At 36.5% G+C, this 24,451-nt stretch carries 25 protein-coding genes, 1 tRNA gene and 1 pseudogene; 3 read left to right on the plus strand and 24 right to left on the minus strand.

Annotated features, from left to right (window positions below):
* Positions 1 to 49 precede the first annotated feature (49 nt).
* On the plus strand, positions 50 to 1,300 hold the full coding sequence (locus MR054_RS06530; RefSeq protein ID WP_242157058.1) for an aspartate kinase: 1,251 nt from the start codon (positions 50 to 52) through the stop codon (positions 1,298 to 1,300).
* Between the two features lie 22 nt (positions 1,301 to 1,322).
* Complete coding sequence (locus MR054_RS06535) at positions 1,323 to 3,152, plus strand: GNAT family N-acyltransferase (RefSeq protein WP_242083084.1); 1,830 nt, start codon at positions 1,323 to 1,325, stop codon at positions 3,150 to 3,152.
* Here MR054_RS06535 and MR054_RS06540 read toward each other — a convergent pair.
* The 22 genes and pseudogenes from MR054_RS06540 to MR054_RS06645 form a co-directional block, all read right to left on the minus strand.
* Positions 3,149 to 3,574 (minus strand): arsenate reductase ArsC, encoded by a 426-nt coding sequence (locus MR054_RS06540; protein WP_242157059.1) that lies wholly within the window; start codon positions 3,572 to 3,574, stop codon positions 3,149 to 3,151. The genes MR054_RS06535 and MR054_RS06540 overlap by 4 nt on opposite strands.
* A gap of 88 nt (positions 3,575 to 3,662) precedes the next feature.
* Entirely contained in the window at positions 3,663 to 4,184 is a 522-nt protein-coding gene (locus MR054_RS06545) for a DUF6428 family protein (protein WP_242083088.1), read from the minus strand.
* A gap of 16 nt (positions 4,185 to 4,200) precedes the next feature.
* A complete protein-coding gene (locus MR054_RS06550; protein ID WP_242157060.1) occupies positions 4,201 to 4,341 on the minus strand; it encodes a hypothetical protein in 141 nt (46 codons plus the stop codon).
* A 60-nt stretch (positions 4,342 to 4,401) separates the two neighbouring features.
* The gene (locus MR054_RS06555; RefSeq protein WP_242083092.1) at positions 4,402 to 4,725 is read right to left on the minus strand and encodes an ArsR/SmtB family transcription factor; all 324 of its coding nucleotides are present in this window, start codon (positions 4,723 to 4,725) and stop codon (positions 4,402 to 4,404) included.
* 96 nt (positions 4,726 to 4,821) lie between these two features.
* Positions 4,822 to 5,202, minus strand: coding sequence for a TM2 domain-containing protein (locus tag MR054_RS06560; protein ID WP_242083094.1), 381 nt, complete (start codon positions 5,200 to 5,202; stop codon positions 4,822 to 4,824).
* 47 nt (positions 5,203 to 5,249) lie between these two features.
* Complete coding sequence (locus tag MR054_RS06565; protein WP_242157061.1) at positions 5,250 to 6,014, minus strand: sulfite exporter TauE/SafE family protein; 765 nt, start codon at positions 6,012 to 6,014, stop codon at positions 5,250 to 5,252.
* A 24-nt stretch (positions 6,015 to 6,038) separates the two neighbouring features.
* Positions 6,039 to 6,320, minus strand: a pseudogene (locus tag MR054_RS06570) (VOC family protein).
* Positions 6,321 to 6,354: 34 nt separating this feature from the next.
* Complete coding sequence (locus MR054_RS06575) at positions 6,355 to 6,810, minus strand: DUF1801 domain-containing protein (protein WP_242157062.1); 456 nt, start codon at positions 6,808 to 6,810, stop codon at positions 6,355 to 6,357.
* A gap of 14 nt (positions 6,811 to 6,824) precedes the next feature.
* A complete protein-coding gene (locus tag MR054_RS06580; RefSeq protein ID WP_242157063.1) occupies positions 6,825 to 7,289 on the minus strand; it encodes a DUF4199 domain-containing protein in 465 nt (154 codons plus the stop codon).
* Between the two features lie 15 nt (positions 7,290 to 7,304).
* A complete protein-coding gene (locus MR054_RS06585) occupies positions 7,305 to 7,556 on the minus strand; it encodes a VOC family protein (protein ID WP_242157064.1) in 252 nt (83 codons plus the stop codon).
* 9 nt (positions 7,557 to 7,565) lie between these two features.
* Positions 7,566 to 8,501, minus strand: a complete 936-nt coding sequence (locus MR054_RS06590; protein WP_242157065.1) for a 2-hydroxyacid dehydrogenase — start codon at positions 8,499 to 8,501, stop codon at positions 7,566 to 7,568.
* A gap of 125 nt (positions 8,502 to 8,626) precedes the next feature.
* Positions 8,627 to 9,997 carry a magnesium transporter gene (gene mgtE / locus MR054_RS06595; protein ID WP_242157066.1) on the minus strand — a complete coding sequence of 457 codons (1,371 nt, stop codon included), beginning with the start codon at positions 9,995 to 9,997 and terminating at the stop codon, positions 8,627 to 8,629.
* A 72-nt stretch (positions 9,998 to 10,069) separates the two neighbouring features.
* Entirely contained in the window at positions 10,070 to 10,858 is a 789-nt protein-coding gene (gene rsmA, locus MR054_RS06600) for a 16S rRNA (adenine(1518)-N(6)/adenine(1519)-N(6))-dimethyltransferase RsmA (protein ID WP_242157067.1), read from the minus strand.
* 57 nt (positions 10,859 to 10,915) lie between these two features.
* Positions 10,916 to 11,239, minus strand: a complete 324-nt coding sequence (locus tag MR054_RS06605; protein WP_242157389.1) for a DUF4286 family protein — start codon at positions 11,237 to 11,239, stop codon at positions 10,916 to 10,918.
* A gap of 90 nt (positions 11,240 to 11,329) precedes the next feature.
* Complete coding sequence (locus MR054_RS06610) at positions 11,330 to 11,842, minus strand: GNAT family N-acetyltransferase (protein WP_242157068.1); 513 nt, start codon at positions 11,840 to 11,842, stop codon at positions 11,330 to 11,332.
* Between the two features lie 3 nt (positions 11,843 to 11,845).
* Positions 11,846 to 13,621 (minus strand): tetratricopeptide repeat protein, encoded by a 1,776-nt coding sequence (locus MR054_RS06615; protein WP_242157069.1) that lies wholly within the window; start codon positions 13,619 to 13,621, stop codon positions 11,846 to 11,848.
* 451 nt (positions 13,622 to 14,072) lie between these two features.
* Positions 14,073 to 15,341: a serine--tRNA ligase gene (serS, locus tag MR054_RS06620; protein ID WP_242157070.1), complete on the minus strand. Its 1,269-nt coding sequence runs from the start codon at positions 15,339 to 15,341 to the stop codon at positions 14,073 to 14,075.
* A 56-nt stretch (positions 15,342 to 15,397) separates the two neighbouring features.
* Positions 15,398 to 16,327: a bifunctional riboflavin kinase/FAD synthetase gene (locus MR054_RS06625; RefSeq protein ID WP_242083116.1), complete on the minus strand. Its 930-nt coding sequence runs from the start codon at positions 16,325 to 16,327 to the stop codon at positions 15,398 to 15,400.
* Between the two features lie 80 nt (positions 16,328 to 16,407).
* Positions 16,408 to 18,381 carry a M43 family zinc metalloprotease gene (locus MR054_RS06630; protein ID WP_242157071.1) on the minus strand — a complete coding sequence of 658 codons (1,974 nt, stop codon included), beginning with the start codon at positions 18,379 to 18,381 and terminating at the stop codon, positions 16,408 to 16,410.
* A 74-nt stretch (positions 18,382 to 18,455) separates the two neighbouring features.
* Positions 18,456 to 19,022 carry an aminoacyl-tRNA hydrolase gene (gene pth / locus MR054_RS06635; RefSeq protein ID WP_242157073.1) on the minus strand — a complete coding sequence of 189 codons (567 nt, stop codon included), beginning with the start codon at positions 19,020 to 19,022 and terminating at the stop codon, positions 18,456 to 18,458.
* A gap of 149 nt (positions 19,023 to 19,171) precedes the next feature.
* Positions 19,172 to 19,819 (minus strand): 50S ribosomal protein L25/general stress protein Ctc, encoded by a 648-nt coding sequence (locus MR054_RS06640; RefSeq protein WP_242157075.1) that lies wholly within the window; start codon positions 19,817 to 19,819, stop codon positions 19,172 to 19,174.
* A gap of 75 nt (positions 19,820 to 19,894) precedes the next feature.
* Positions 19,895 to 20,836: a ribose-phosphate pyrophosphokinase gene (locus tag MR054_RS06645; RefSeq protein WP_242083123.1), complete on the minus strand. Its 942-nt coding sequence runs from the start codon at positions 20,834 to 20,836 to the stop codon at positions 19,895 to 19,897.
* A gap of 146 nt (positions 20,837 to 20,982) precedes the next feature.
* On the opposite strand from MR054_RS06645, the gene MR054_RS06650 reads away from it, so the two are divergent.
* Positions 20,983 to 21,066 (plus strand) — tRNA-Leu (locus MR054_RS06650).
* 666 nt (positions 21,067 to 21,732) lie between these two features.
* Here MR054_RS06650 and MR054_RS06655 read toward each other — a convergent pair.
* Both MR054_RS06655 and MR054_RS06660 read right to left on the minus strand, forming a co-directional pair.
* Entirely contained in the window at positions 21,733 to 22,263 is a 531-nt protein-coding gene (locus MR054_RS06655) for a hypothetical protein (protein WP_242157076.1), read from the minus strand.
* Between the two features lie 183 nt (positions 22,264 to 22,446).
* Positions 22,447 to 24,261 carry a serine hydrolase gene (locus MR054_RS06660; RefSeq protein ID WP_242157077.1) on the minus strand — a complete coding sequence of 605 codons (1,815 nt, stop codon included), beginning with the start codon at positions 24,259 to 24,261 and terminating at the stop codon, positions 22,447 to 22,449.
* Positions 24,262 to 24,451: the final 190 nt, after the last annotated feature.

Genomic DNA, 24,451 nt, shown 5'->3' on the forward strand with positions numbered 1-24,451 from the left:
TGCTCAATGTAACTTATATCCAATAACATTTTAATCCATAAAACAATCCATGCAAATATTCAAATTTGGTGGGGCTTCGATAAAAGATGCCGACGGGGTAAAAAATCTAGCATCCGTATTACAGACCACAGGTTATGATAGGCTATTGGTAGTCGTATCCGCCATGGGTAAAACTACTAATGCCTTGGAAGTGGTCATAGAAAATTACTTCAACAATAAGCCCGAGCTTCAAAGTGCCCTTCAGGATGTAAAGAAGTATCATAACGAAATTCTCTTAGAACTATTTGACAATGAGAACCATTTGGCCTTCAAAAAAGTTAAAGCCTTTTTTACCGAATTAAATGCCGTTTTGAACGCAAACAAATCGCCTGATTATAATTTTGTTTACGATCAAGTGATCGGCTATGGCGAATTGATTTCTACAACCATTATAAGCGAATACCTAAACAGTATCGGGATTAAAAACAACTGGATTGATGTGAGGGAGTTGATAAAAACAGATACCTTTTACCGTCGTGCGAATGTAGATTGGGAGGCGACACAGCGTTTAATAGGATCAAAACTCGATACCTCCACTTTAAATATTACCCAGGGTTTTTTGGGAAGCGATCCCAATAACTTTTCGACAAGCCTGGGCAGGGAGGGTAGCGACTACACTGCTGCCATATTTGCCTATTGCCTCAATGCCAAAAATGTTACGATTTGGAAAGACGTTCCCGGTGTTTTAAGTGCAGATCCACGTTATTTCGAAAATGCTCGATTACTCCATAAAATATCGTACCGTGAAGCTATTGAATTGGCGTTTTACGGGGCATCGGTTATCCACCCAAAAACCCTACAACCTTTGCAGCGAAAGGAAATCCCGTTATATGTTAAATCCTTTTTAAACCCGACCGCTCCAGGCACAAAAATATATAAAGATATGGTTTTGGAACCATGGACACCATGTTGTATCGTTAAAAAAAATCAGGTTCTAATTAGCTTGTCCTCCTTAGATTTTTCCTATATCGTCGAAGAGAACATCAGTGAAATTTTTAGTCTGTTGCACTTGTATAAAATGAAGGTGGATGTCATTCAGAATTCGGCGATTAGTTTTTCGGTTTGCGTCGATAATATTTATAATAATCTCGATATCCTCGTGCATCAATTGAGAGCAAAATTTAAAGTCACCTATTATGAAAATGTGTCCCTCTACACCATAAGACATTACGACCATAAAACCATAGCTCAAATTGAAACCGATAAAACGGTGTTGTTAAAACAATTAACACCAGAAACCGTTCAAGTAGTAACTAAATAGTTTATTTAGTACATTTACGCTCATGACCAAACCACAACATTCTGGACTCGTATCAGCTAAAGAAGTTGCCAAGGCCATCCAAATGGACAAATATGGAGTTCTAGGTACTTTTATTGGTTGGATTTTAATGAAGCTCCTTAAAATATCCACCCTCAATAAAATTTACCGAAGTAATAAACATTTAACTGATTTGGACTTTCTCAATGGAATTCTAGATGATTTTCAAATAAAATTTGAAATTCCGGAAGAAGATCTAAAGCGCTTACCCAAAGATGGCGCCTACATTACGGTCTCCAATCATCCGTTAGGTGGTATTGATGGGATACTGCTTTTAAAGTTAATGTTGGAACAACGTAAGGACTTTAAAATCATTGCCAATTTTTTACTGCATCGTATAGAGCCATTAATGCCCTATATTATGCCGGTAAACCCGTTTGAGGATCGAAAGGAAGTGAAATCCAGTGTTACAGGATTCAAAAATTCGTTATTACACCTACGGGATGGGCATCCCCTTGGAATTTTCCCGGCTGGCGAGGTCTCAACCTACAGAGATGGTAAGCTTGTTGTTGACAGACCTTGGGAAGAAGCTGCAATCAAACTCATTAAAAAAGCCGAAGTTCCTATTGTACCTATTTATTTTCATGCAAAGAACAGTAAGTTATTTTATAAACTGTCCAAAATAAGTGACACCTTCAGGACCGCTAAACTGCCTTCGGAATTATTAACGCAAAAACGTAGGACCATTAAAGTTAGAGTAGGTAAACCAATTGGTATAGCTGATCAGATGGAATATGGGAACCTCGAAGATTTTTCAAATTTTATTCGTAGAAAAACCTATATGCTTTCGAATGCTTTTGAGGATAAACCCAAGATTCTTGAAAATATATCATCGACGCTAAAGACCCCAAGGCTCCCGAAAAATATTGTTACTCCCGTAGATGGTAATGCTATGATCGCTGAAGTAGAGGTTCTGCGAGAAAAAGATTGTCGGTTATTGGTGAGTAAAAACTATGAAGTGTTTTTGGCTGAAGCAGCTTCCATTCCAAATGTTTTGCATGAAATTGGAAGACTCCGGGAAATTACCTTTCGGGAAGTTGGTGAAGGCACCAATGAGGCCATCGATTTAGATACCTTTGACAGGTATTACCACCATATGTTTTTATGGGATAATGAACGTCAGCTGATTGTTGGGGCCTATCGCATGGGACTTGGCGGGCATATATTTGCGCGCTATGGGATTGATGGTTTTTATCTTCAGGATTTATTCCGATTTGAGCCTGAGCTTTATAAAATGATGAGCCAGTCCATTGAAATGGGACGGGCTTTCATTATTAAAGAATATCAGCAAAAACCTATGCCCTTATTTTTGCTTTGGAAAGGCATTGTTCACACTACTTTAAGATATCCTGACCATAAGTACTTAATAGGCGGGGTGAGTATTAGTAATCAGTTTTCCAATTTTTCTAAATCTTTGATGATTGAGTTTATGAAATCACATTACTACGATCCCTACATTGCGCAATATGTGCATCCAAAAAAGGAATTTAAAGTCAAGCTTAAAGACGCTGATAAAGATTTTGTCTTTGATGAAACCGAAGCCGATCTCAATAAATTTGATAAAATAATTGATGAAATAGAGCCTGGAGCCCTACGCTTACCGGTACTGTTAAAAAAGTATATTAAACAAAATGCCAAGCTGGTGGCCTTTAATGTCGACCCCCTATTCAATAACTCTGTTGATGGTTTAATGTACATAAAAATTGCAGACCTTCCTGAGAGTACGGTGAGACCCGTTATGGAGGAATTTCAAGCTGAATTGGAACGTAAACTATCTGAAAATAATGGGGCCTAGGCCAATTGATATTCCTCGACAAACCGCTTAAAATACTCCTTAATTTCTGCTCTAGCTCTTAAGAAGGCCTCATGTCTTTTTTCTTCAGTTCCTTTAACTTTCGAAGGATCGAAAAAATTATGGTGCAATCGTATGGCGTTTTTACTTGGGATGTATGGACAGTTTTCATTTGCGTGGTCACAAACGGTAACGATATAATCAAAATTGACATGCACATATTCATCCACATGATTTGAAGTGTGATGATCTATACTTATACCATCTTCTTTCATAATTGCCGCCGCACCAGGGTTAATGCCATGGGTTTCAATCCCTGCACTGTAGACCCTGATCTTTTCAGGGTCTGTAAATTGGTTTAAATATCCATGAGCCATTTGGCTTCTGCAGGAATTTCCCGTGCATAATACCAGTATGTTAATCATAATTTCAATGGTTAATCCTATTAGGGAGATTTTTTATGGATGGAACATGGTGTTAATGGACTTCTTTCCTTGCAGGAAGGATCCCATCTTAACAACAATTCCCATTTGGCGAACAACAGGGTTCCGTTTCAACACGCATTTGATCGGGTTTATTGTAACTCGCCAATGTATTAGACTCCGTTACTCCACAAGTTGTTTTGGCCTTACAATCTGTTTTTTCGACAGCCAATTTAAATATTAAATTGTTGCCTTGTATTTCGTAATCGTTAACATACAGTTGTGCCGTATGAAAATGAACATTACCATATTCAATCTTCAATTCGGAAGTCCAATTAAACGCTTTCATTTTTTCTACCCTTTGTAAAATGGACAGGGCTTTGTAAACAGACATGAATTCAGTTTTATCTAATTCATCGGGACTTTCCCAAAGCTGAATTACGGTTTCTTGCCAGGCATCGGTCTGTGCCCCACAATCCACGGAGTCTATGGTAACATGCTTAACTTCTGTGATATGATAATTAGCTCCTACAAGTAGATTTGGTGCATATTCAAACAACAGATCTTTATCCTTGTTGCGTTCTAATAGGGTAATAAACTCTTGTGTTTTCATTTTCTGATGTTTTAAGTTATTTAACCAAGGTCATCGCTTCAAAATATCCAATTTCCGTATGGTAATTTTTTATGCAGCATTTACCGTTGGCATTTAATCTGTTAAAATTTGGTGATGACACTTTGCGTGCCCATTTTGGTTTACTAATTTGTTTCATTTTTTTAAATTTTATGGTTTTAATCACTCTTAAGTCATACTAATTACTTTAAGATTCATGCTAACAACAATTGGATTTAGTAGTGTTAAAAAATAGATTCAATTGTTCCTGGATAGTGTTCCATCTATCCATGTTTATGCAATAACACATACTCTTCCCCTCCACTTCACCATCAAGAAGACCTATGCTTTTAAGTTCTTTTAGATGTTGTGAAATAGTGGCTTGTGCCAAACCTATTTCTTCAACCAAATCATTACAAATACAAGCGTTTTGCACGCTTATATGTTGCAAAATAGCTACCCTGGCGGGGTGTCCCAATACTTTGAAAAAATGCGCCAAATCGTTTTGACTTTCCGTGAAGATTTGTGATTTAGTAATTCCCATGACTGTTTTTATTATTTTTATATTGCAATATTACGATAATAAATTCAATTAAAAAAGTCAAAAGCAAATTTTTTGACTTTTTTAACTATTTTCGAATTAAAACCATGGCTTTTTACCTACCTGATACGTATTATAAAATTCTTCATCACTCTTTGTAAGGTAAATAATGCCTTCTATAAGACCAATAAGGCCTGTAATTCCGGCTCCCAATCCGCAGGTAACAAAACCCAGCACAAACGTGACTACCAAAAGAATAATCCCTTCTCTATTATAGCCTAGAATAAATTTATGAATGCCCAATGGCCCTAACAGAATGGCTAATACCCCTGCCAATACTTTTTTATTTTCACCAGAATTAATGGTTTCCTTGGCACTTTCGGCAAATTCTGAAGCCGATTCCTTAGCCTCCTGTGCAAATTCATTCGCTTTTTCTTTTGCCTCGTCGAACTTATCGTTTAAATTTTTATCATCTGACATCTTAGTTGAATTTTAGTGGTTTAAATTTAACAAAAAAAATATCACTATTACCTAAACAACATTAAAATACCTCCCAAAGCGGTTACAAACAAAATAAAACGCCGGTAATTTAAATTTGAAATAAGCTTTACAACGGCGGCTCCTATAAAAAATCCAAAAATGACAACCGGAATCAAAGTGGCATTTAAAATTAAACTCTCCTTACTTACGGTATGCCATACAAAAAAATGAAAAGGAAGTTTAAATACATTGATTATAAAAAACAACCAGGCAGCCGTCCCTATAAATTCATTTTTTGGTAAACGGGTAGCAAGAAAATAAATATTGGAAATGGGTCCGGCTAAATTACCAATCATGGTGGTAAATCCGGCTAAAAATCCCGTAGTACCTGAAAAGGCTATATGTTTAGGCAATACCAGCGTCTTTCGTTTTTCCGTAAAAGCCATAATTAGGACCGATCCAATAATAATGAGTGCCATGATCCGTTTAAAAATGACTTCTGAAATATCATTCCCAACCCAAACTCCAACTAAGACCCCAACAACCATCCATGGTAAAAGTTTTTTTATATAGACCCATTGGGTATGTCTGTTATAATATACAACGGCAAAAATATCTGCTGCGATAAGCATAGGTAATAATACCCCGGTCGACGCTTTTTCTCCAAACACAAAGGCCAGGATAATGACAATAATTATTCCAATACCTTTAACACCGGCTTTGGATAAACCCAATAAAAAAACTGCAAATCCTATGGCCATCCATTGTAATGCAGTTAAATTATACGATTGAATTATTTCGAAGTAAGACAATAGTCGGGTTTTGAAACGCGCAAGTTACAAAAAAGCTTTATCTGCAGGTTCCCACAATGCAATTTTATGCTCATCATTATCTAAAATCCAGCCAAATTTACCATAGTCGTAGGTTTCCATCTCTCCTACAATAGTCACATCTCTTCTTTTAAAACTTCAAGTAAAGCTTCTAAATTGGCAACCCGATAATTAACCATGAAGTCCTTATGGGAAGGTGCAAAATAGTTGGCATCAAATCCCAAATGTTATTTATACCAATGCTTTTGTAGCTCTTGGATCGGTGCATTTAAAAAACAGCCCTCCAATTCCAGTGACTCCCGTTTTCGTCTGTAATTATGTTTTATTTCTTTATGGACATTTCATAATATGAAACCCATTCCTCCACTGATATTTTACGAACCAATTCCCCAATTAAATCCAATGGAATAGCCTCGACTTTTTTAAATCGTATACATCCTTTTCCCATATCCACATTGTGAGACGCCATTTTTTTATAGGTGTTAACAAACCAGCTCCTTAAATCTGCTCTGGCATATAAGGCCATGTGATACAAGGTTATCCCATTTTTTTGCGAGGCTATATTTAAAAATGGTAGCGGTAATTTAGGATTACAGTGATATCCTTTGGGATATACCGAATGCGGGACAAAATACCCGATCATATTATAATTTATGCCTTCTTCAAACCCCTTTGGAAGATTTTTAAGAATGACCTTTCGCAGTTTTCGCATGGCTTCTCTTCTATCCTCAGGAATTTTATCGATATACTCTTCTGGTGTTGAAGCTTCGTATTTCACAAGTTATTCCTAATTTATTTTTTATCCCGACGTAAGATTAATGCTGCTATTAACGATATCATAAACCCAATAACCACTACCAAGGCCACCATAAAAAGTGCTCCCCATATACTGGTCATTTCAAAAACCTCATCTTCTCGTCCTTCAGCGATAAGCATTTGTGCATAGTCCACATAAAAATTGGGGTTTAAGAATCGGGTGTAGATAAAATCGGCCATTCCGATTCCCATTCCCACGAGTAACGAGATAAGAACCCCAATCCATACTGCCTTCCCTAAAGAAATTATTCCTCCGTTGACATTATCTCGATAGTGTTTCATTGCAAAATATATAAACGATAAAGAGAGCAATATGGAGATGTATCCAAACAGTTCCAGAATAGTATGACTCAGGTATTTTGCAAAGGTTAAATGGGACAAAAAAATTACAAATCCTGTTAACCCTCCAAAAATCCCGTATCTTATCATTGTGGTTTTCATGTCATATCGTTTTTTTTAAACATGCTGATCGATTAAAATGGTATTGCCATCGGGATCATATAATACCATACTTGTTGGCCCCGAGGTCTTTTCATCGCATTCCCTTTCCAGTTTTATGGCATGTTGCTTGAGCTGTCTTTGAATATCCCTAACATCGGTGAATGCCTCCAAGCGAGTGCCGCTTTCGTCCCAACCAGGATTAAAAGTTACTCTATTTTGATCAAACATCCCTTGAAAAAGTCCAATTAGGGCTTTATCATTCTTCATGACTGGAAGTTAACAAAATTTCGCTTTTATTTTGTCCACTATCGTTTGGGCTAATTTTACCTTGCTTTCAACAGTCCAACCAGCTACATGTGGTGTAAGTAAAACCTGTTCAGCTTCTATGAGATATTGAAAGGCATCAGGCAATTCTGAGGTAAATAAACTTTCAAAAGATGCATTTTCATATTCCAAGACATCCAGGCCCGCCCCTAAAACTTTTCCGGATTTTAAGGCCCTTACTAAATCGGCTGTCACCACATTTTTCCCTCGTGCCGTATTCATAAACCAAAATGGCTTTTGAAATGCATTGATAAACCTTTCATTTATCATATTCAGGGTTTGTGGGGTTTGTGGCGTGTGTAAACTAACCACATCCACGCGTTCTTGAAATTCCGTCAAGCTCACTTGTCTGGCGCATGCATCCCCTACATCCTCCTTAATGTCATAACACAATACCTCAACATCGAATCCCCGTAGTTTTCTAGCGAAGGCTTTGCCCATATTACCATAGCCTATAATCCCTATGGTTTTGCCGTCGAGCTCAACACCACGATTATCTTCACGCAGCCATTTCCCCTGTTTGATCTCGCTGTTGGCCTTATTGAACTTATTAAAAAGGGACAATATCATGCCTAAAGTATGCTCCCCTACGGCATTGCGGTTCCCTTCTGGCGCTGAAATCAAATACACGCCCTTTTGTTGGGCATAGTCTTCGTCTATGTTTTCTAACCCGGCACCTACACGACCTATAAATTTAAGATTAACGGCGGCATCTAAAAATTGTTTATCTATAGTAAATCGGCTTCGGATAATAATCCCATCATAATCCTTTATTTTGGATTCTATAGCTTCCTTTGGTGTTGTAAAATCCTCATGATTGGTAAACCCCAAATCATTCAGCTGATTCTTTAAAAGCTCGTGGTTGGTATCAAGGTGCAGGATTTTCATTTTTTCTTAATTGACCATAAAATTACACTGTTTTTGGATTTACATGAGGCCTTTTTTGATTTTTGGATTCTTATTGCATGACAACGTAGAAACGTGAAAAGATCCCCATAAATAATATCAAACTATTAAATCCCCAGAATAAGTTTGGCAATCCAAAAATAAATAAGAATACCAAAAATATCGTTACTGGTAGTGATGAAGGGTCCGGTTGCTATAGCGGGATCTATACCGCGTTTATCCAAAAACAAGGGGACAAAAGTTCCAATAAGACCAGCTACAATAATAACAACTACCAAGGATAAGGAAATAGCCAAGGCGGTACTCTTTTCTCCTTTAGAGAACCAAACAAAGAGAAAAAGAAATACGGCTAATATTAGCCCATTTAATGCTGCAAGGAACATTTCTTTTAGCAATCGGCCATTGATACTCCCTTTAACATCATCATTAGCCAATCCTTGTACAATTATGGCACTGGACTGAACACCAACATTTCCTGCCATTGCCGCAATAAGGGGTGTAAAAAAGAAGAGAACCGCATATTTGTTGAAGGCTTCTTGAAAGCCCTCCATAATTAAAAATGCCCCGACACCGCCTACTAAACCTAAAAACAACCACGGCAACCGCGCCCTGGTTAGATCAAGGATACTATCGTCTGAATCAACATCCCCTGTGATACCAGCGGCCAGTTGGTAATCCTTATCGGCTTCTTCCTTTAAGACATCGACAATATCATCAATGGTAATCCGTCCTAAAAGCACTAAATTATCATCCACCACAGGGATGGCTTCCAAGTCGTATTTGGACATCACTTTGGCCACTTCTTCGGCCTCTTCATTGACATTTACATAATCCACGTTTGAAATGTAGATATCTGCTATTTTCTGTTCACTTTTAGCAACAATCAAGTCCTTTAAAGAAAGACGTCCAATTAATTTTTCCTGTTTATTCACGACGTAAATGGAATGCACGCGTGTTACTTCCTTGGCCTGTCCTCTAATACGCCTTAAACAGCCTGCCACCGTCCAGGTCTCATACACCTTTACCAACTCTTTAGCCATAAGGCCTCCTGCTGTATCCTCATCGTACGCCAGGAGCTCTTTAATCTCTGCTTTATGTTCTTCGTCTTCAATTTGGGAGATCACATATTGCTGACGATCTTCCGGTAATTCGGCTATTATATCGGCGGCATCATCCGTGTCAAGTTCCTCAATTTCTTCTGCAATCTCCTTATCTGATAAATTTCTTAAAACCTTTTCCCGATTGTCTTCATCGAGTTCCATTATCACATCGGAGGTGGTCTCAGAATCCAATAATTTAATAATATAGATGGCTTCTTCCAGATCGAGTTCATCTAGAATTTCAGCAATGTCCGCGTAATGAAATTCATCTAAACGCTTTTTAAGTTCCCTGTCTTCTCTCGATTCAATAAGTCCCTTAACGTCGTCTAGAAGTTCATCGGTCAATTCAAATTGTATGTTTTCTTTTTCTTCAGACATAAGTTTAAACTTCTCTATTCCTGACCAACCCCATGCACGTAACCAGAAAATAGGTGTTTGGAGCACATCTCTTTAACTTTTATCATTTTCAATTAATCGTGTTAATTCAATAAACCGCTGCACGCTTAATTGTTCCGGACGCATGCCAAATATACTATTTGCTTTTAAATTATCGGTTAAATTGAATGTTTTTAAACTGTTACGAAGCGTTTTCCGGCGTTGCCCAAAGGCCGTTTTTACTACTTTAAAGAACAGTACTTCATTACATGCCAAGGTAAAATCCTTTTTTCTGACAAGTCTTAATACGCCTGAATCTACTTTAGGCGGTGGATTGAATACGCCTGGGGGTACAGTAAACAAATATTCTGCATGGTAAAATGCCTGGGTCAACACGGAGAGAATGCCGTATACTTTATTCCCTTCTTTCGAGCAAATCCGCTGTGCCACCTCCTTTTGAAACATCCCGGAAAATTCCGGGATTTGATCACGCATATCCAATACTTTAAAAACAATTTGAGTAGAAATATTGTATGGGAAATTCCCGATAATGGCAAAGGATTCCTCTTTAAAAATAAGATTCAAGTCGAACTTTAAAAAATCCTGTTCGATAATTCGGGGGGCCAAATGGAGGTAATTGGTTTTCAGATATTCCACCGATTCCGTATCGATCTCGATGACAAAAGTCTCAAGCTTCTTTTCCAACAGATACTTTGTAAGGACACCCATCCCCGGCCCGATTTCCAATACATTTTTGTACCCTTTTAAGGTTAAGCTATCCGCTATTTTACGGGCTATGTTTTCATCTTTTAAAAAATGTTGCCCTAAATGCTTTTTTGCTTTAACTCGATTCTGTTCAGCCATGTTTCATCTGTAATCATTGTTAGCCCTTTTTGGATTGAAAATCAACCCGTTCCGGCACTATGTAAAGTTAACGGTGTATTCGTCTAATACTTCAAGTTCTGTCCTAAACGCCAACACCTTATCTGCAAACCTTTTATAACCATCGGATCTAAGTTTTTCAGCATCTTCCCTGTAGTAGGCCTCAAGCGCCTCTCGGGAATAGGAGCGGTATTGGATGGAATAGGTCCGTCCTCCCATCTCTTCCTCAACCAAAACCCTAGTCAAGGTTGCCTTTTCAAATTTTCCCGTGGCCAATACTTGTGGAATATGTTCTTTTATCCAAACCAGCCAATCATCGTGGATACTTTCGTCAATATTTACGGTTACGTTATAAATGATCATCATTCAACTAATTTATACATACATTCTAATTTTAATACGCTCTCCTCATTTTTTAGGATAATCGATCCATCGCTTTTGCATACCATTCAGTTATAAGACCTTTCCAAATAATAAAAGGTCTTTCCCCTCATTGAAAGGATCGGTTCTTTGTTCCAATTTTAGTCCCAATTTTTCCAATAATTTGATGGATTTATCATTATCCGGATTGGTAATGGCTGTTATTTTTTTTAAGCTAAACCGGTCTTTAGCCAATTTTAATATTTCAATTGATGCTTCGTAACTGTATCCCAGCCTTTCGTATTCCGGAAGGAGAGCGAAACCTACATCGGGATGTTCAAGAACATCCCTTTTTAAAATCCCTACTATTCCAATGGGTCTATCGGGCTCTTCCTTTAATGTTAATTTATAATACCCAAAACCATGAACCTTATAACTTTTCAATAGTCCACTTTTTAAATAGGCCTTGGCGTCTGCAATGGTTTTAATGTTTCGGTCCCCAATGTATTTTAAAAATCCCGGAGTATTCATTAATTGCAAAAAAAAGGCAGCATCTTTCAGCACTATTTTTGAAATGTGAAGCCTCTTGGTTTTAACAATAATCATACTCTATTTTATGGCGTCGCCTCGCAAAGCTCTATATTGCTTTCTAGCATCTACAAAATAAATGCTATCGGCATGATTGAAAATAATTTGTTCCAATAGGGCCTTTGCTTTTTCGGGTTCATTAAACTGCTTGATATAAATATTGGCCAAATGGAAGAGGGCATCATCCACCAGTATTCCATCGCGATAGTTGGTTATGATTAACTCATAATTGGTTATGGCGCCTTCATAATGTGACTGTTCTTCAAATAATTGTCCTTGTTTATACAATGCCTGTGCAACAATGGGCTCGGTTTTATGGTCTTTTAAAATTTTATCAAGCCAAATTATGGATTCCTCCTTTTTGTTTTGAAATGCCAATAAATCGGCTTTAGCATACAATTTAAGAGCAGTTTGTGTAGAGTCTTCATATTTGTTGTCCGAAATTAACAGCTTTAACTCCAAGGCATCATTGGCTATAAGTTGAGAGGTCGAGGATTTTAAAATATTAAGTTGTGATTCTGCCCATTTAAAATCGCCTTTATAATAGCTGGCTTTGGCTACTTTGAAACGCGCCTCCTGTGAAATGGTACTGTTTTTTAAATTTCGCTGAATTTGTGAAAAATAGATAAGGGCCTTATTAAACTTTTCCTGAAGCAATAAAATGTCTCCCAATTCCAGTTTTACTTTAGCCTCTTGTAATGCATTCAATGGCAAGTCCAAAGCATAATCTAAAACCTGGGCTGCGGCTTCCGGTTTATCATCATAAAATGCTAAAAAATGAGCATATGAAATCTGTAAATCCAAGGTTTGGGGAAGTTTTCCATATTGCTCAAAAATCTTATTGTATTGTGCCTTTATATTCGGGAAATCTTCCTTATTGCTTAACTTGGTTCTCAGGAGTAAAATGTTATGGTGAGCACTCAATTGTGTGTCTATATCCTGAGCCGTGTTAATGAGATATGTAAATATCTCTAAAGCAATATCTTCCTGGCCATCGTTAAGGGCAATAAGAGCTAATTCTTCTAAACCGGATAAACTTTCTGATTCTCTGTTAAAAATGGCCTTTTCTTGAGCAAATGCCTTCTTAAAGTCCTTTTGTTGTATAAAAAGCCAACTTAATAACTTATTCCACAACAAATTTGGATCTTCTTGTAATTTTTTTAACAAAATTTTCCGCAGTATAATATTATTATCGTTTGTACTATCTTCAGTGATAAAATCATTTATGGCCCGTTTCACATTATTTAAGGCAATAGGGCTAGATACCGCAAATTCTATATAACTGGTAAACATTTTTTCGAGATCCCCCTGCTCTCCATAAATTTGCGCCATTTGGAGATTAAAATTGAAGTCTGGTTTTAAAGCTTTGGCTTTATTGTAGGCGGTAATGGCCTCCTCCAATAAGGAGTGCGACTGAAACAAACGCGCAATACCAAAAACATGATTAGGGTTTACATCTATACTGGCCAGGGCCTTATTATAGTATGTATTTGCTTTTTCCGGTTCATTTTTTAACTGAAAATTATAGCCTAACTCTACAAAAAATGCAGGATAATTAATGCGCTCCAAAATTTTTAGCAAAAAAGTCTCGGCTTCATCGTATTGTTCTAATTGCTGGTACGTACTTACAATTTGATTTATATAATTGATGTTCGATGAGGATTGGGCATACAGTTTTTTATATTCATGTAAGGCTTTTTCAAACTCCCCCTTATTATAGTAGTCCTTTGCAATGGCATCATTTTGCCCTGCAATGGTTATTGAAACAAGAAAAAGTAAGAGAGAAAGATATTTCATATTGTAAATATAGCAAATGTGAATGGCCATTTTACTTAATGGTATAATAAAAAAGGCCCGAACGGAATTCGGGCCTTAACCAACCAAAATAAACTTGCCTATTAACTACCGTTAGTTAAAAAACGATGTAATTACTCGATTGGGGACAATAGTCTACAAATAAATAATCCCTATTATTTACCAACAATTGCTACAATTTTATTTTCAGATTTCACAAGTTCAAAATCTGAAAATAAAACCTTACTTACTAAAAAAACTAGTGTAATGAGCAATATAATACGCTTAACGTTTTTCATGGTAGGTTAATTTTGTTGATTTGGTAGGACGAACTTCAGAAAAATCCCATGAAACACAAAGGAAAAATCAATAAAATCGTTGAACAGCTGTATAAAAATGCATTTCAACGACTAAATGAATAGTTTTTATACCTTTTAGAAAGAAAAAGACTACTTTAAATGATACTGAAACCCGTGTACGGTTGAAGCACTTTCGGGATAATAATGCCTTCTTTTGTTTGGTAATTTTCCAAAATACCGGCTAACACCCTTGGTAGTGCCAATGCACTGCCATTCAAGGTATGGGCCAATTCATTTTTACCCTTGCTATTTTTAAAACGCAGCTTTAAGCGGTTGGCCTGAAAAGTTTCAAAATTAGACACGGACGAGATTTCCAGCCATTTGTTTTGTGCTGTAGAGAACACCTCAAAATCGTAAGTCAAGGCTGATGTAAAGCCTAAATCACCGCCACACAATCTTAAAATACGATAGGGCAATTGCAGGTCCTGTAAAATGCCCTTTACATGATTTACCATATTATCAAGGGCTTCATACGATTTACTGGGGTGCTCAATTCTTAAAATTTCAACCTTGTCAAATTGATGCAACCTATTTAATCCTCTTACATGAGCACCATAACTTCCAGCCTCTCGACGAAAACAGGGTGTATACCCTGTAATCCCAATCGGCAAATCGCTTTCATTTAACAATACGTCTCTAAAAATATTGGTGCCTGGTACTTCAGCGGTAGGTATTAAATATAAGTTATCAGCTGTGACGTGATACATTTGTCCCTCTTTATCCGGTAATTGCCCCGTACCAAATCCCGAAGCTTCATTGACCAAATGCGGTAATTGGTATTCGGTATAGCCCGCTTCTGTATTCTTATCTAAAAAATAGGCTATTAAGGCCCGTTGTAAACGAGCTCCTTTCCCTTTATAAACAGGAAATCCGGCCCCGGTAATTTTATTTCCAAGTTCGAAATCAATGATGTCATATTTTTTTGCCAATTCCCAATGCGGTAAAGCTCCTTCAAATAATTGCGGGATCTCCCCTTCCCTAAACACTTCTTCGTTGTCCTCATCGGTATGTCCTGACGGCACCAAATCGTTAGGAACATTGGGTATTTTATAAAGACACTCGTTTAATTCGGCTATTTTTTTATTCAGGTCATCACTTAAGGCTTTCGACAATTCTTTTAACTGCCCTGTTTTTTCTTTTAGAAGGTTAGCCTTTTCGGTTTGACCAGATTTATATAATAGTCCTATCTCCTTGGATAAACTATTGGATTCGGCCAGTGTATTGTCCAGTTCCGCTTGGATATTTCTTCTCGCTTCATCCAAAGAAATGACCTGGTTAATCATACCGGTTGCATCCATATTTCGCTTAGCCAATCCTTTAACAACCGCGTCTTTGTGGTCTCTGATAAACGGAACTTGTAACATGTTCTAAAATTTAAGGGACAAATTTAACGAATTAGCGAGAGTAAAGAAACATTTCTTTACTTAACATTTAAATTTGAAATATATGATTTTGCAGCTAATTTATCTTTTTCCAACTGGGTCTTTAGTATTTCTAGGGAATCAAATTTTTGTTCGTCTCTGAGGCGTCCAATTAGTTCTATCCTAATCCGGTTGTTATAGAGATCCTTATTAAAATTGAAAAAATGCACTTCCAGAGACAGGTTCTCGCCGTTAACCGTTGGATTTACACCAATGTTCATCATTCCGTAAACCAGAACACCATCAATCGTAGATTTTACGATATACGCCCCTTGTTTTGGAATTAATTTATAATCCTCCTTAATGTAAATATTTGCAGTAGGAAATCCCAGTTGCTTCCCTAAACCCTTCCCCTTTGTAACCGTACCAGTAAGCATAAAATCGTACCCCAAATAAGCATTTGCTTTTCTGATATCCCCTTCCGCCAAGGCCTTCCTAATTTTGGTTGAACTGACTGAAACCTCATTGATCTCCTGTGCAGAAATCTCTTCAACTTCAAAATCATACTTTAAGCCAAACTGTCTTAAATCCTCAATATCGGCATTTCTATTTCTTCCAAATCGGTGGTCGTATCCAATAATCACTTTTTTAACGCGTAACTTATCTACTAAAATGTCCTTTACAAAATCCTCGGCCCCCATACGAGAAAAATCTGCCGTAAATTTTTTAACAAAGAGATAATCGATCCCCAAGGATTCCAAAATGGCATAGCGTTCCTCGATTGTATTAATCAATTTAATATGGGAATCCTTTTGCAACACCATCCTGGGATGTGGAAAAAAGGTAAGTATAACGGATTTTAAACCCTCCTGTTTAGCGGTATTGATTAAACGTGCTATAATTTTTTGATGACCAATGTGTACGCCATCAAAAGTACCGATGGTCACTACAGAACTGTGTTCAATTTTTATTTTATTTCGTATTTTCAAATTTTTATAATTAGAACAAAAATAAAAAAGAGGACTATATTACAAATCCTCCCTGAATATATTTATTTTTTTAAAGGTTTTTATTTTTTAATAAAAGGCTTGCTTATGAATTGATTTTCTTTATAAATTTTGATAAAATACATCCCCGGGGTCAGTACTGTTGTATGGACCACCAATTGATTCGCGTCACTGATACGGCGTTCTTTGATTAGCTGCCCCAACACGTTGTAAATTTTATAGCCTTCCGGCAAGGTATTGTTGGAAGAAAGTTTAATGGTCATAAGGTCTCCTGCCGGATTCGGATACAAAACCACCTTGTTATCGGTAAAATAGGACTTTATCCTTAAGGTTTGTGTTGATATACTTACGGTTTCAGAATCGGTAAAATCACCTCCGGTTGCAATGATGGTATCGTCGTCTGTTCTTAACACATAGGAACCTATACCGTAGCCGCAACATATCCCATCATTTGCAGTGTCAAATATGGTGAATGAATAACATTCATTTGGATTGACATCAAAAACCTCATTAATGGTTTTATTGTTATCCGCAGGACTGGTATAGCTTCCACTATACAGTAAAGTATTGCTTCCATCTCTAAATTCCCATGTGGTTTCGGAGGCATAATCATCGAGATCCAGAGTTAATTTTACAGTAGTTGTAGAATCATAAGCACTGTCTATAATAAAGTTACTACTAGCGTTATCGTTACAATTTCTTTGGTCTGAAGTCCCATTGACACTTGTGACTGATACATTGAATACGTGGTTACCCGAAGCGGCCGATAGTATGGGAAGTACAATTTCTGCTTCACTGCCTTTAGCCAAACTTCCGGACCAATTATGAACCATATTTGAACCTCCATCAACATTATAAGAAAGGGAAGCAGATGTCATTGGAACATCTCCCCAATTTGTAATTTTGATCCGCGGTGTCATATTGAGGCTACACCCTTCCGTCTCCAAATGTACAATATGTGTTCCAGCATCATTATTTACACCAGTTGCAAAATTGTATTTTGCGGAACCCGCAACATCAGATCTATTGGATGCTAATATACTCTGCACTCTTGTTTTTTGTCCATTAGTAAAGGTATCAAAACAAATATCATCCGAGTAATCCATATAATTTTCAATCATATCGTCATCACCCCCCGGACAAGTATCCGGAATCGTCGAGGGGCAACCATAATTGGGGCGTCCACTATTTGGGGTATCGGCAATATTATCATCAACCCCGCAACTATTATCATCGGGATCCCCTTCAGACCAATTATCCCCCCAGGTATGTACTAATCCTAAATAATGCCCCACTTCATGAGTCGTGGTTCTTCCTAAATTATAATTCCCCGCTAACGAGACATTAGGGTCATCGTCACTACCAAAATATTTATAATCCAATACCACCCCGTCAGTTTCGGTTCCACCTCCAGGTAATTGGGCATAACCCAGCAAACCGGAACCCCCTCTAAACTTTACCGTCCAAATATTCATATATGCCGTGGCATCCCAAATTGAAGCGGGTTTTAGCAGGTTCATTTGATTTTGGGCATTAGTTTGATCACTTTCATTAATGCCATCTTGTCCTATATTGACTCTGTCTATCCCATTGGTGGGACAACCATCGGGATCCTGCTTTGCCAATTGAAAATCAACTTCAACATCTACACCTCCTCCATCTCCTCTGGTGCTTGCCATTTTCCTGAAATCCTGATTTAAAACCGTGATTTGGGATAATACCTGGGCTTCGGATAAATTAGGTCCAACCCCAATAGGTTCACCATTGTGTAAAACATGTACAACTACCGGGATGGTAATTACTGCAAGTTTACTTGAAGTCGCCGAGCGCTGTAACTTGTAAGCGTCAACATATTGTTTGAGTCGGTTCTCAAATATATCACTCCCCATCATGTTAGGGAATTGATTTAATAACGCATTATTATATTCTGTAGAGCCACAGCGAATAAGATGTGGTTTTTTTACATCCTCTTGTGCAAACACTAAGGTATTACCTACTACAGAAATCAAAATAAAAAGCACGTTTATTTTTCTCATGGCTATAATTCGAGGAATTTTTTCTAAAAATAAGATATTTATTGCTAAATCTTTTAAAAAATTGAGAGGTATCCTCACTTTCCATTAAAGGCATTCATAGTCTCGGTTATCCCCGACAGCCCGAAGGATTTGATCAATTCCACTGATTTTTGCAGGCGATCATCAAGTTTTTCATTTTCTTCCGGAGTCCATTCCCCTAAAACATAATCGACCTGTTTGCCTTTACTGAAGGCATCACTGATACCAAATCTAAAACGATTGTAATTGGTGGTATTCAATGATCTTTGAATATCGCTTAAACCGTTGTGTCCCCCATCACTTCCTTTTGTTTTTACACGTATACTCCCAAATGGTAAATTTAAATCGTCCGCAATGACCAACAGGTTTTCCAGTGGAACCTTTTCCTTGGTTAACCAATACCATACGGCCTTGCCACTTAAATTCATGTAGGTATTGGGCTTGAGTAAAATAAAGGTTCGCCCTTTAAGTTTGTAGGTTGTGATGTCCCCCAGTTTTTGTGTCTGAAAAGTCAGGTGTTCCTCCTTCGCAAAATGGTCAAGAATCTTAAACCCTATGTTATGACGTGTGTTTTCATATTGTTTGCCAATATTTCCCAATCCAACTATTAAAAACTTTTTCATAGGATATTCTTCTTCAACTTTGAAAGTCCTTGTATATTTTTTAATGATATGCTTAACAAACTTAAACATTGCCATTCACAATTTCTGTAAAAATAAAAAAGCATCCCGAATAATTCAGGATGCTTTTTATATTTACTTGAAACAGATAACTATTCTTGTGTCGCTTCTGTTGCAGGTGCTTCAGCATCAGTAGTTGCTTCTGCAGTTGCTTCAGCATCTTCTTCTTCCTCTTCTTCTTCATCAATGATAGCCGTTCTAGCCGTTTTGATTTGACAAACAACAGTGTTATCGGTATGAAGAAAAGCATATTTTTCCGTCTCTAAGTCCCGAACATATACTTTATCGCCAATCTTTAATGGTGTAATATCGATTTCAATAAAATCCGGTAAGTTAGCCGGAAGCGCTTTAATCCGTAATTTTCTGTTATTTCTTCTCAGGACACCTCCATTTTTAACCCCTCTTGAGTTACCGACAAGATTTACCGGTATATTTAACGTAATCGGTCTGTCTTCAAATAACTGATAGAAATCTATATGTAAGATTGCATCTGTTACGGGATGAAACTGAATGTCTTGAATTACGGCATTATAGGTTTCGCCATTAGAAAGCTCAATAACAACGGTATGCGCATTAGGCGTGTATACAAGCTTCGAAAAGGCAATTTCTGGTGCCGAGAAGTGCACTGGCTTGTCTCCCCCGTATAATACGCAAGGAATCTGACCAGCATTACGTAAGGCTTTTGTTGCTTTCTTGCCCACGCTTTCTCTTTGAGATCCATTAATTGTAATTGATTTCATGTTTTAATATTTATAGTTTTTAATTAATATTCATTTTTAAATCCAGCTCTATTTATTAGCCGGGGAACGCGCAATCTACATTATAAATTTAGAGCTAATGGAGCTGTTTTCATGAACGCGATGCATCACATCGGCAAATAAATCGGCGCAACTCAACACCTTGATTTTATCATTAGTTTGAGATAATGGTATAGAATCGGTTACTATAAGCTCCTGCAATTTTGAATGCTTTATATTGTCATAGGCCTTTCCTGATAGAATTGGGTGGGTACAAATCGCTCTAACGCTTAGAGCACCGCGCTCCATCATTAAATCTGCCGCTTTGGTTAAAGTCCCCGCTGTATCAACCATATCGTCGACCAATACCACATTTTTTCCCGTGACATCTCCTATTAATTCCATATGTGAGATCACATTAGCTTTTGCGCGTTGTTTATAACAAATTACAACATCGCTTTCCAAGGCCTTTGAATAAGCATAAGCCCTTTTAGAACCCCCCATATCAGGGGATGCTATGGTTAAATTTTCGAGATTTAAATTTCTCAGGTAGGGCAGAAATATGGTGGATGCAAATAAATGGTCTACCGGTTTTTCAAAAAACCCTTGTATTTGATCGGCATGCAAATCCATGGTAATAATACGGGTTGCACCGGCCACTTCGAGCATTTTCGCGACTAACTTGGCCGCTATAGGCACTCTGGGCTTATCTTTTCTATCCTGTCTTGCCCAGCCGAAATACGGCAATACGGCTGTAACGTGTCTTGCTGACGCACGTTTTGCGGCATCTATCATTAACAACATTTCCATTAAATTTTCCGGCCCCGGATTTGTAGAACCAATAATGAAAATACGCGTTCCACGAATAGACTCTTCGTAAGAGGGTTGAAACTCCCCATCGCTGTAAGTAGAAGTAATAACCTTACCAAGCTCAGTTCCAAAAGCCTGGGCGATTTTTTCACCTAGGACTTTGCTTTGGTTACATGCAAAAATTTTAGCTTCAGTAATTACAATTGGCATGGGTAACTTCTTGTTTTTTAGCGTACAAAGACACCTTCTTTTTAAACGAGGTGCAAATTTATGCATTTATTTTTACCTAAAAAGTATATTGAATGGTATTTTTATGACGAATTACCGAAAAAATACATATTTTTGGGGTCCGAAAAGCTCAAGTGGCGGAATTGGTAGACGCGCTGGATTCAAAATCCAGTTCTGGCAACAGAGTGTGGGTTCGATTCCCACCTTGAGTACATATAAAAAGCCAGAATGAAACATTTCGGCTTTTTTATTTTATGGCATGAGTCAGGTTTACCTATGTGAATGGAATAAAATAAAAAAGGCTCAGCGCTAGCTGGCTTTTTTCACCATGGGCCGGTGGGAACTGTCAAAGGCGAATCCCACCTTGAGTATTGAAAAACCCTGTTAATCTATTTATTATCAGGGTTTTATATTTTTATCAATAGCGGTATAGTAGCGGCACTGTACTATTTACTTAATTTTAGGGGTATACTTATCAAGACTATGCCCATATTCGAAACTCCTTACTTCTGTTATGACATTATTTTTGGCATCATAGACTACCTCAACAAAAACTTATTTTTTTAACATAATCAGTTATATTTCCTATGTTGCAATTCATATTCAAGAAATTATTCTTAATCTCCCCTTTAAATTATAGTCTTTTGGATGATATATTTATTAATCCTTAACTATAATTAATGGAAGATTCTACAGATACAAATTATAAAGAGTCTAAAACAGACAAAGCGTCATTAACAGGTTGTAAAATTATTATGTTTATTATTATTTCGTTCTTTATTTGCGCAGTGGTCTTTATCATTACACTTTACAATACTTTTACAGATGCAATAAAAGTCATCTTTGGTGCATAAATAGCTAGTTTTTTTAAAATAAATTCAAATTTCGTCAACGGATTGCATTTTATACGCTTTCTGCGCGTATTGTCTTATATATGATTCGCACATTTCTTTGGCATTTTTAATTATAAATTCCATTTTTATTCCATCTCTAAAATTTCCTTCAATAAATCGGCATAAATTTTTTGCCTTGTTTTCGTGGTTAGTTTTCATTTCCGGATGGTCAAAAAACTGACTAAACACTTTTGATAAATGCATTTTACCTTTTTCTTCAGCATAAATTTTTATCTGATATTTCTGCGCATCAATTAAAAGTTTAGCTAATTTTAAAGAGTTGTCAGTAATACTTGAGCCTTGATAATCTCTAGTGTTTTCAATATTATGGATAGTAAATTGAATCTTATTTTGTAATTCATTAAATATTTCCTTTGTTGTGTTAGGGTTTTCTATTCCAGCGGCTTTATCTATTGCATTTAATATTGGTGTTGCAGGCTTCCCTGCCATACCCATTAAAAATGAGATTACTAATATTCCTAGTATGATTATTCCTATAATTGTAAAAACTATCATTTTAATTATTTAATGTTATGGTAAGTGTAAATTGGCTGCAACGATTGGTATAAGATTAGTTGCGTGATTTATGCACCTAATTTAGCAAATACAAACCGGATAAAAAACCCTCAATGATTTTTGTAAGTAGGCTTTAACTAGCAATTAATTTTATACGTTGTTAGCGCTTGGCTATTTTCTGGTTTAAAAGGAAGGTTTAATTGCTGCTTTATAATTTATGTTATCGTCTATTAAAATTAATCCTTTTTCAGAAACTTTTATTTTCAAATCCTGCATGCCTCCATTTTGGTGACCATTGATGAAAAATTCATTTTCACTAACCTGTGTTAATTTTACTTTTTGATTAGAGCTTGTTCTAATGTTATCATCATTAAACATCCCTTGAATTTGATTCTTAGAGTTAATTCCTATAACAAAACCAACATCTTCTTTTTCAAAATGAAATCTAATATTTACCGTCTTACTACCTTCCTCTCCTTCAGTTTTATAAATATTGTAAGATTTGAATTCTCCAGCTTGTTTTATGAAATAAGCCCACATTCCTTTTAACTGATTTATACCCTCTTCTGAACCTAAAAAACCTTTCATATCATCATTGGCATAATCGGCAAGACCTTCGAAATTTTGGCTGCTCATTGCGTTGGCAAAAAATAAAGCAGTTTCACTTGTTTTATTATCTTCTTTAGCGTCTCTTGAAAATTTATATGTAAAAACGGACCAAGATTCTTTTCCTAATGTTTCAAGTGAATACCCATCACCTTGTTTTCTTAGGAGCAATGAATGGTCGCTATCAAGCATATATGTTTTACTAAAGTCTGCAGTATTTTGGTTAATCATCTTAATTGCTATAGGGAGCAATTCAGGATTTTTACCTTGTAAAACAGCAATAACGTTATCAATTATTTCCCCGTCTACAAACTGACCTTTTCCTTGAAAAGTACTTTCAGTAATTAGATCTGTAGAAGTTGCATTTGATAAGATGATAATCTTCATATTTTTTTGTGGTAATGAACCTATTATAGAAGTAACACCTGGAAGTAAACCGGTATGATTAACCCATTTTTCGCCCTCTTTATTTTCAATTCTCCAACCTAATCCATATTCCGAATTATTAATGCCTATAGATTGTGTTAAGCTGTAAAGTTTATCTACAGATACTGGTTTTAATAATGTTCCTTCTTCTAAAGCCTTCATAAAGTTATATAAATCTCCTGTAGTAGAATTAATGTTTCCAGCACCAATTATCCAAGAAGAGTGGATAGGGAAATTCAATTTTTTAAACTCATTCATACCTAAACCTATATGCGGAAAAGCCCTTTGTGTTGAGACCTTATATATGTTAACAGAGGTATTCTTCATATTAGCAGGTATAAAAACAGCTTGTTCCATATAGTCAGCATAATTCAGTCCGCTTACATTTTCAATAATATACGCAAGAAGCGAGTATCCAAAATTATTATATTCATAGCCTGTTCCTGGTTCATATTTTAGTTTAGAATCTTTAAATTTTTCAAAAAGTTCATTTAAAGTAATCGGATTTTCTCCAGGCATTAGGCCGTTTCCTTGGTCGTCTATTCTACCTACATTAGCTTGCATACCAGAACTATGGTTTAACAAATGACGAATTGTTATTTTCTTAGAAAAATCAGGTATGAAATTTGGAAAATAAGTGCTAATTGGTGTTTCTAATGAAAGTTTACCCTGGTCTACTAATTTCATTATCCCTACAGCAGTCAATGGTTTAGTAACAGAAGCAATACTAAATATGGAATTTTCAGTATTCTTTTTGAAATTTTCCGCATCGGCATCACCAAAGCTGTTTTTATAAATAATTTTATCATTTTGACTTATTAATACATTACCTATAAAACGATTATAATGTGCATAGCTTTCAAATACTTCGTTGATGCTTTCTTCTAATTTCATATTAGAACTTGTCTGACTAAATGAGTTAAATCCTAAGAATAATCCCATTATAATTGCAATTGTTGTTTTCATTTGTTTATGATTTAAGATTAATATGAAGCAATAGTAATACGTAATAATCGTAGAATAAAAAAAATGTGATTGTTAAGTCTTCTAATGTGGTAGATACTCTAAACGATGTGAAACAGTATAAACTTCACAAGAATATTGAGTTTGGTCACTTTAAGTATCATCTTTATCCCAACACTGTTTTAGAAAGCGA

The organism is Aestuariivivens sediminis, from assembly GCF_022662105.1.
Taxonomy (GTDB): Bacteria; Bacteroidota; Bacteroidia; order Flavobacteriales; family Flavobacteriaceae; genus Aestuariivivens; species Aestuariivivens sediminis.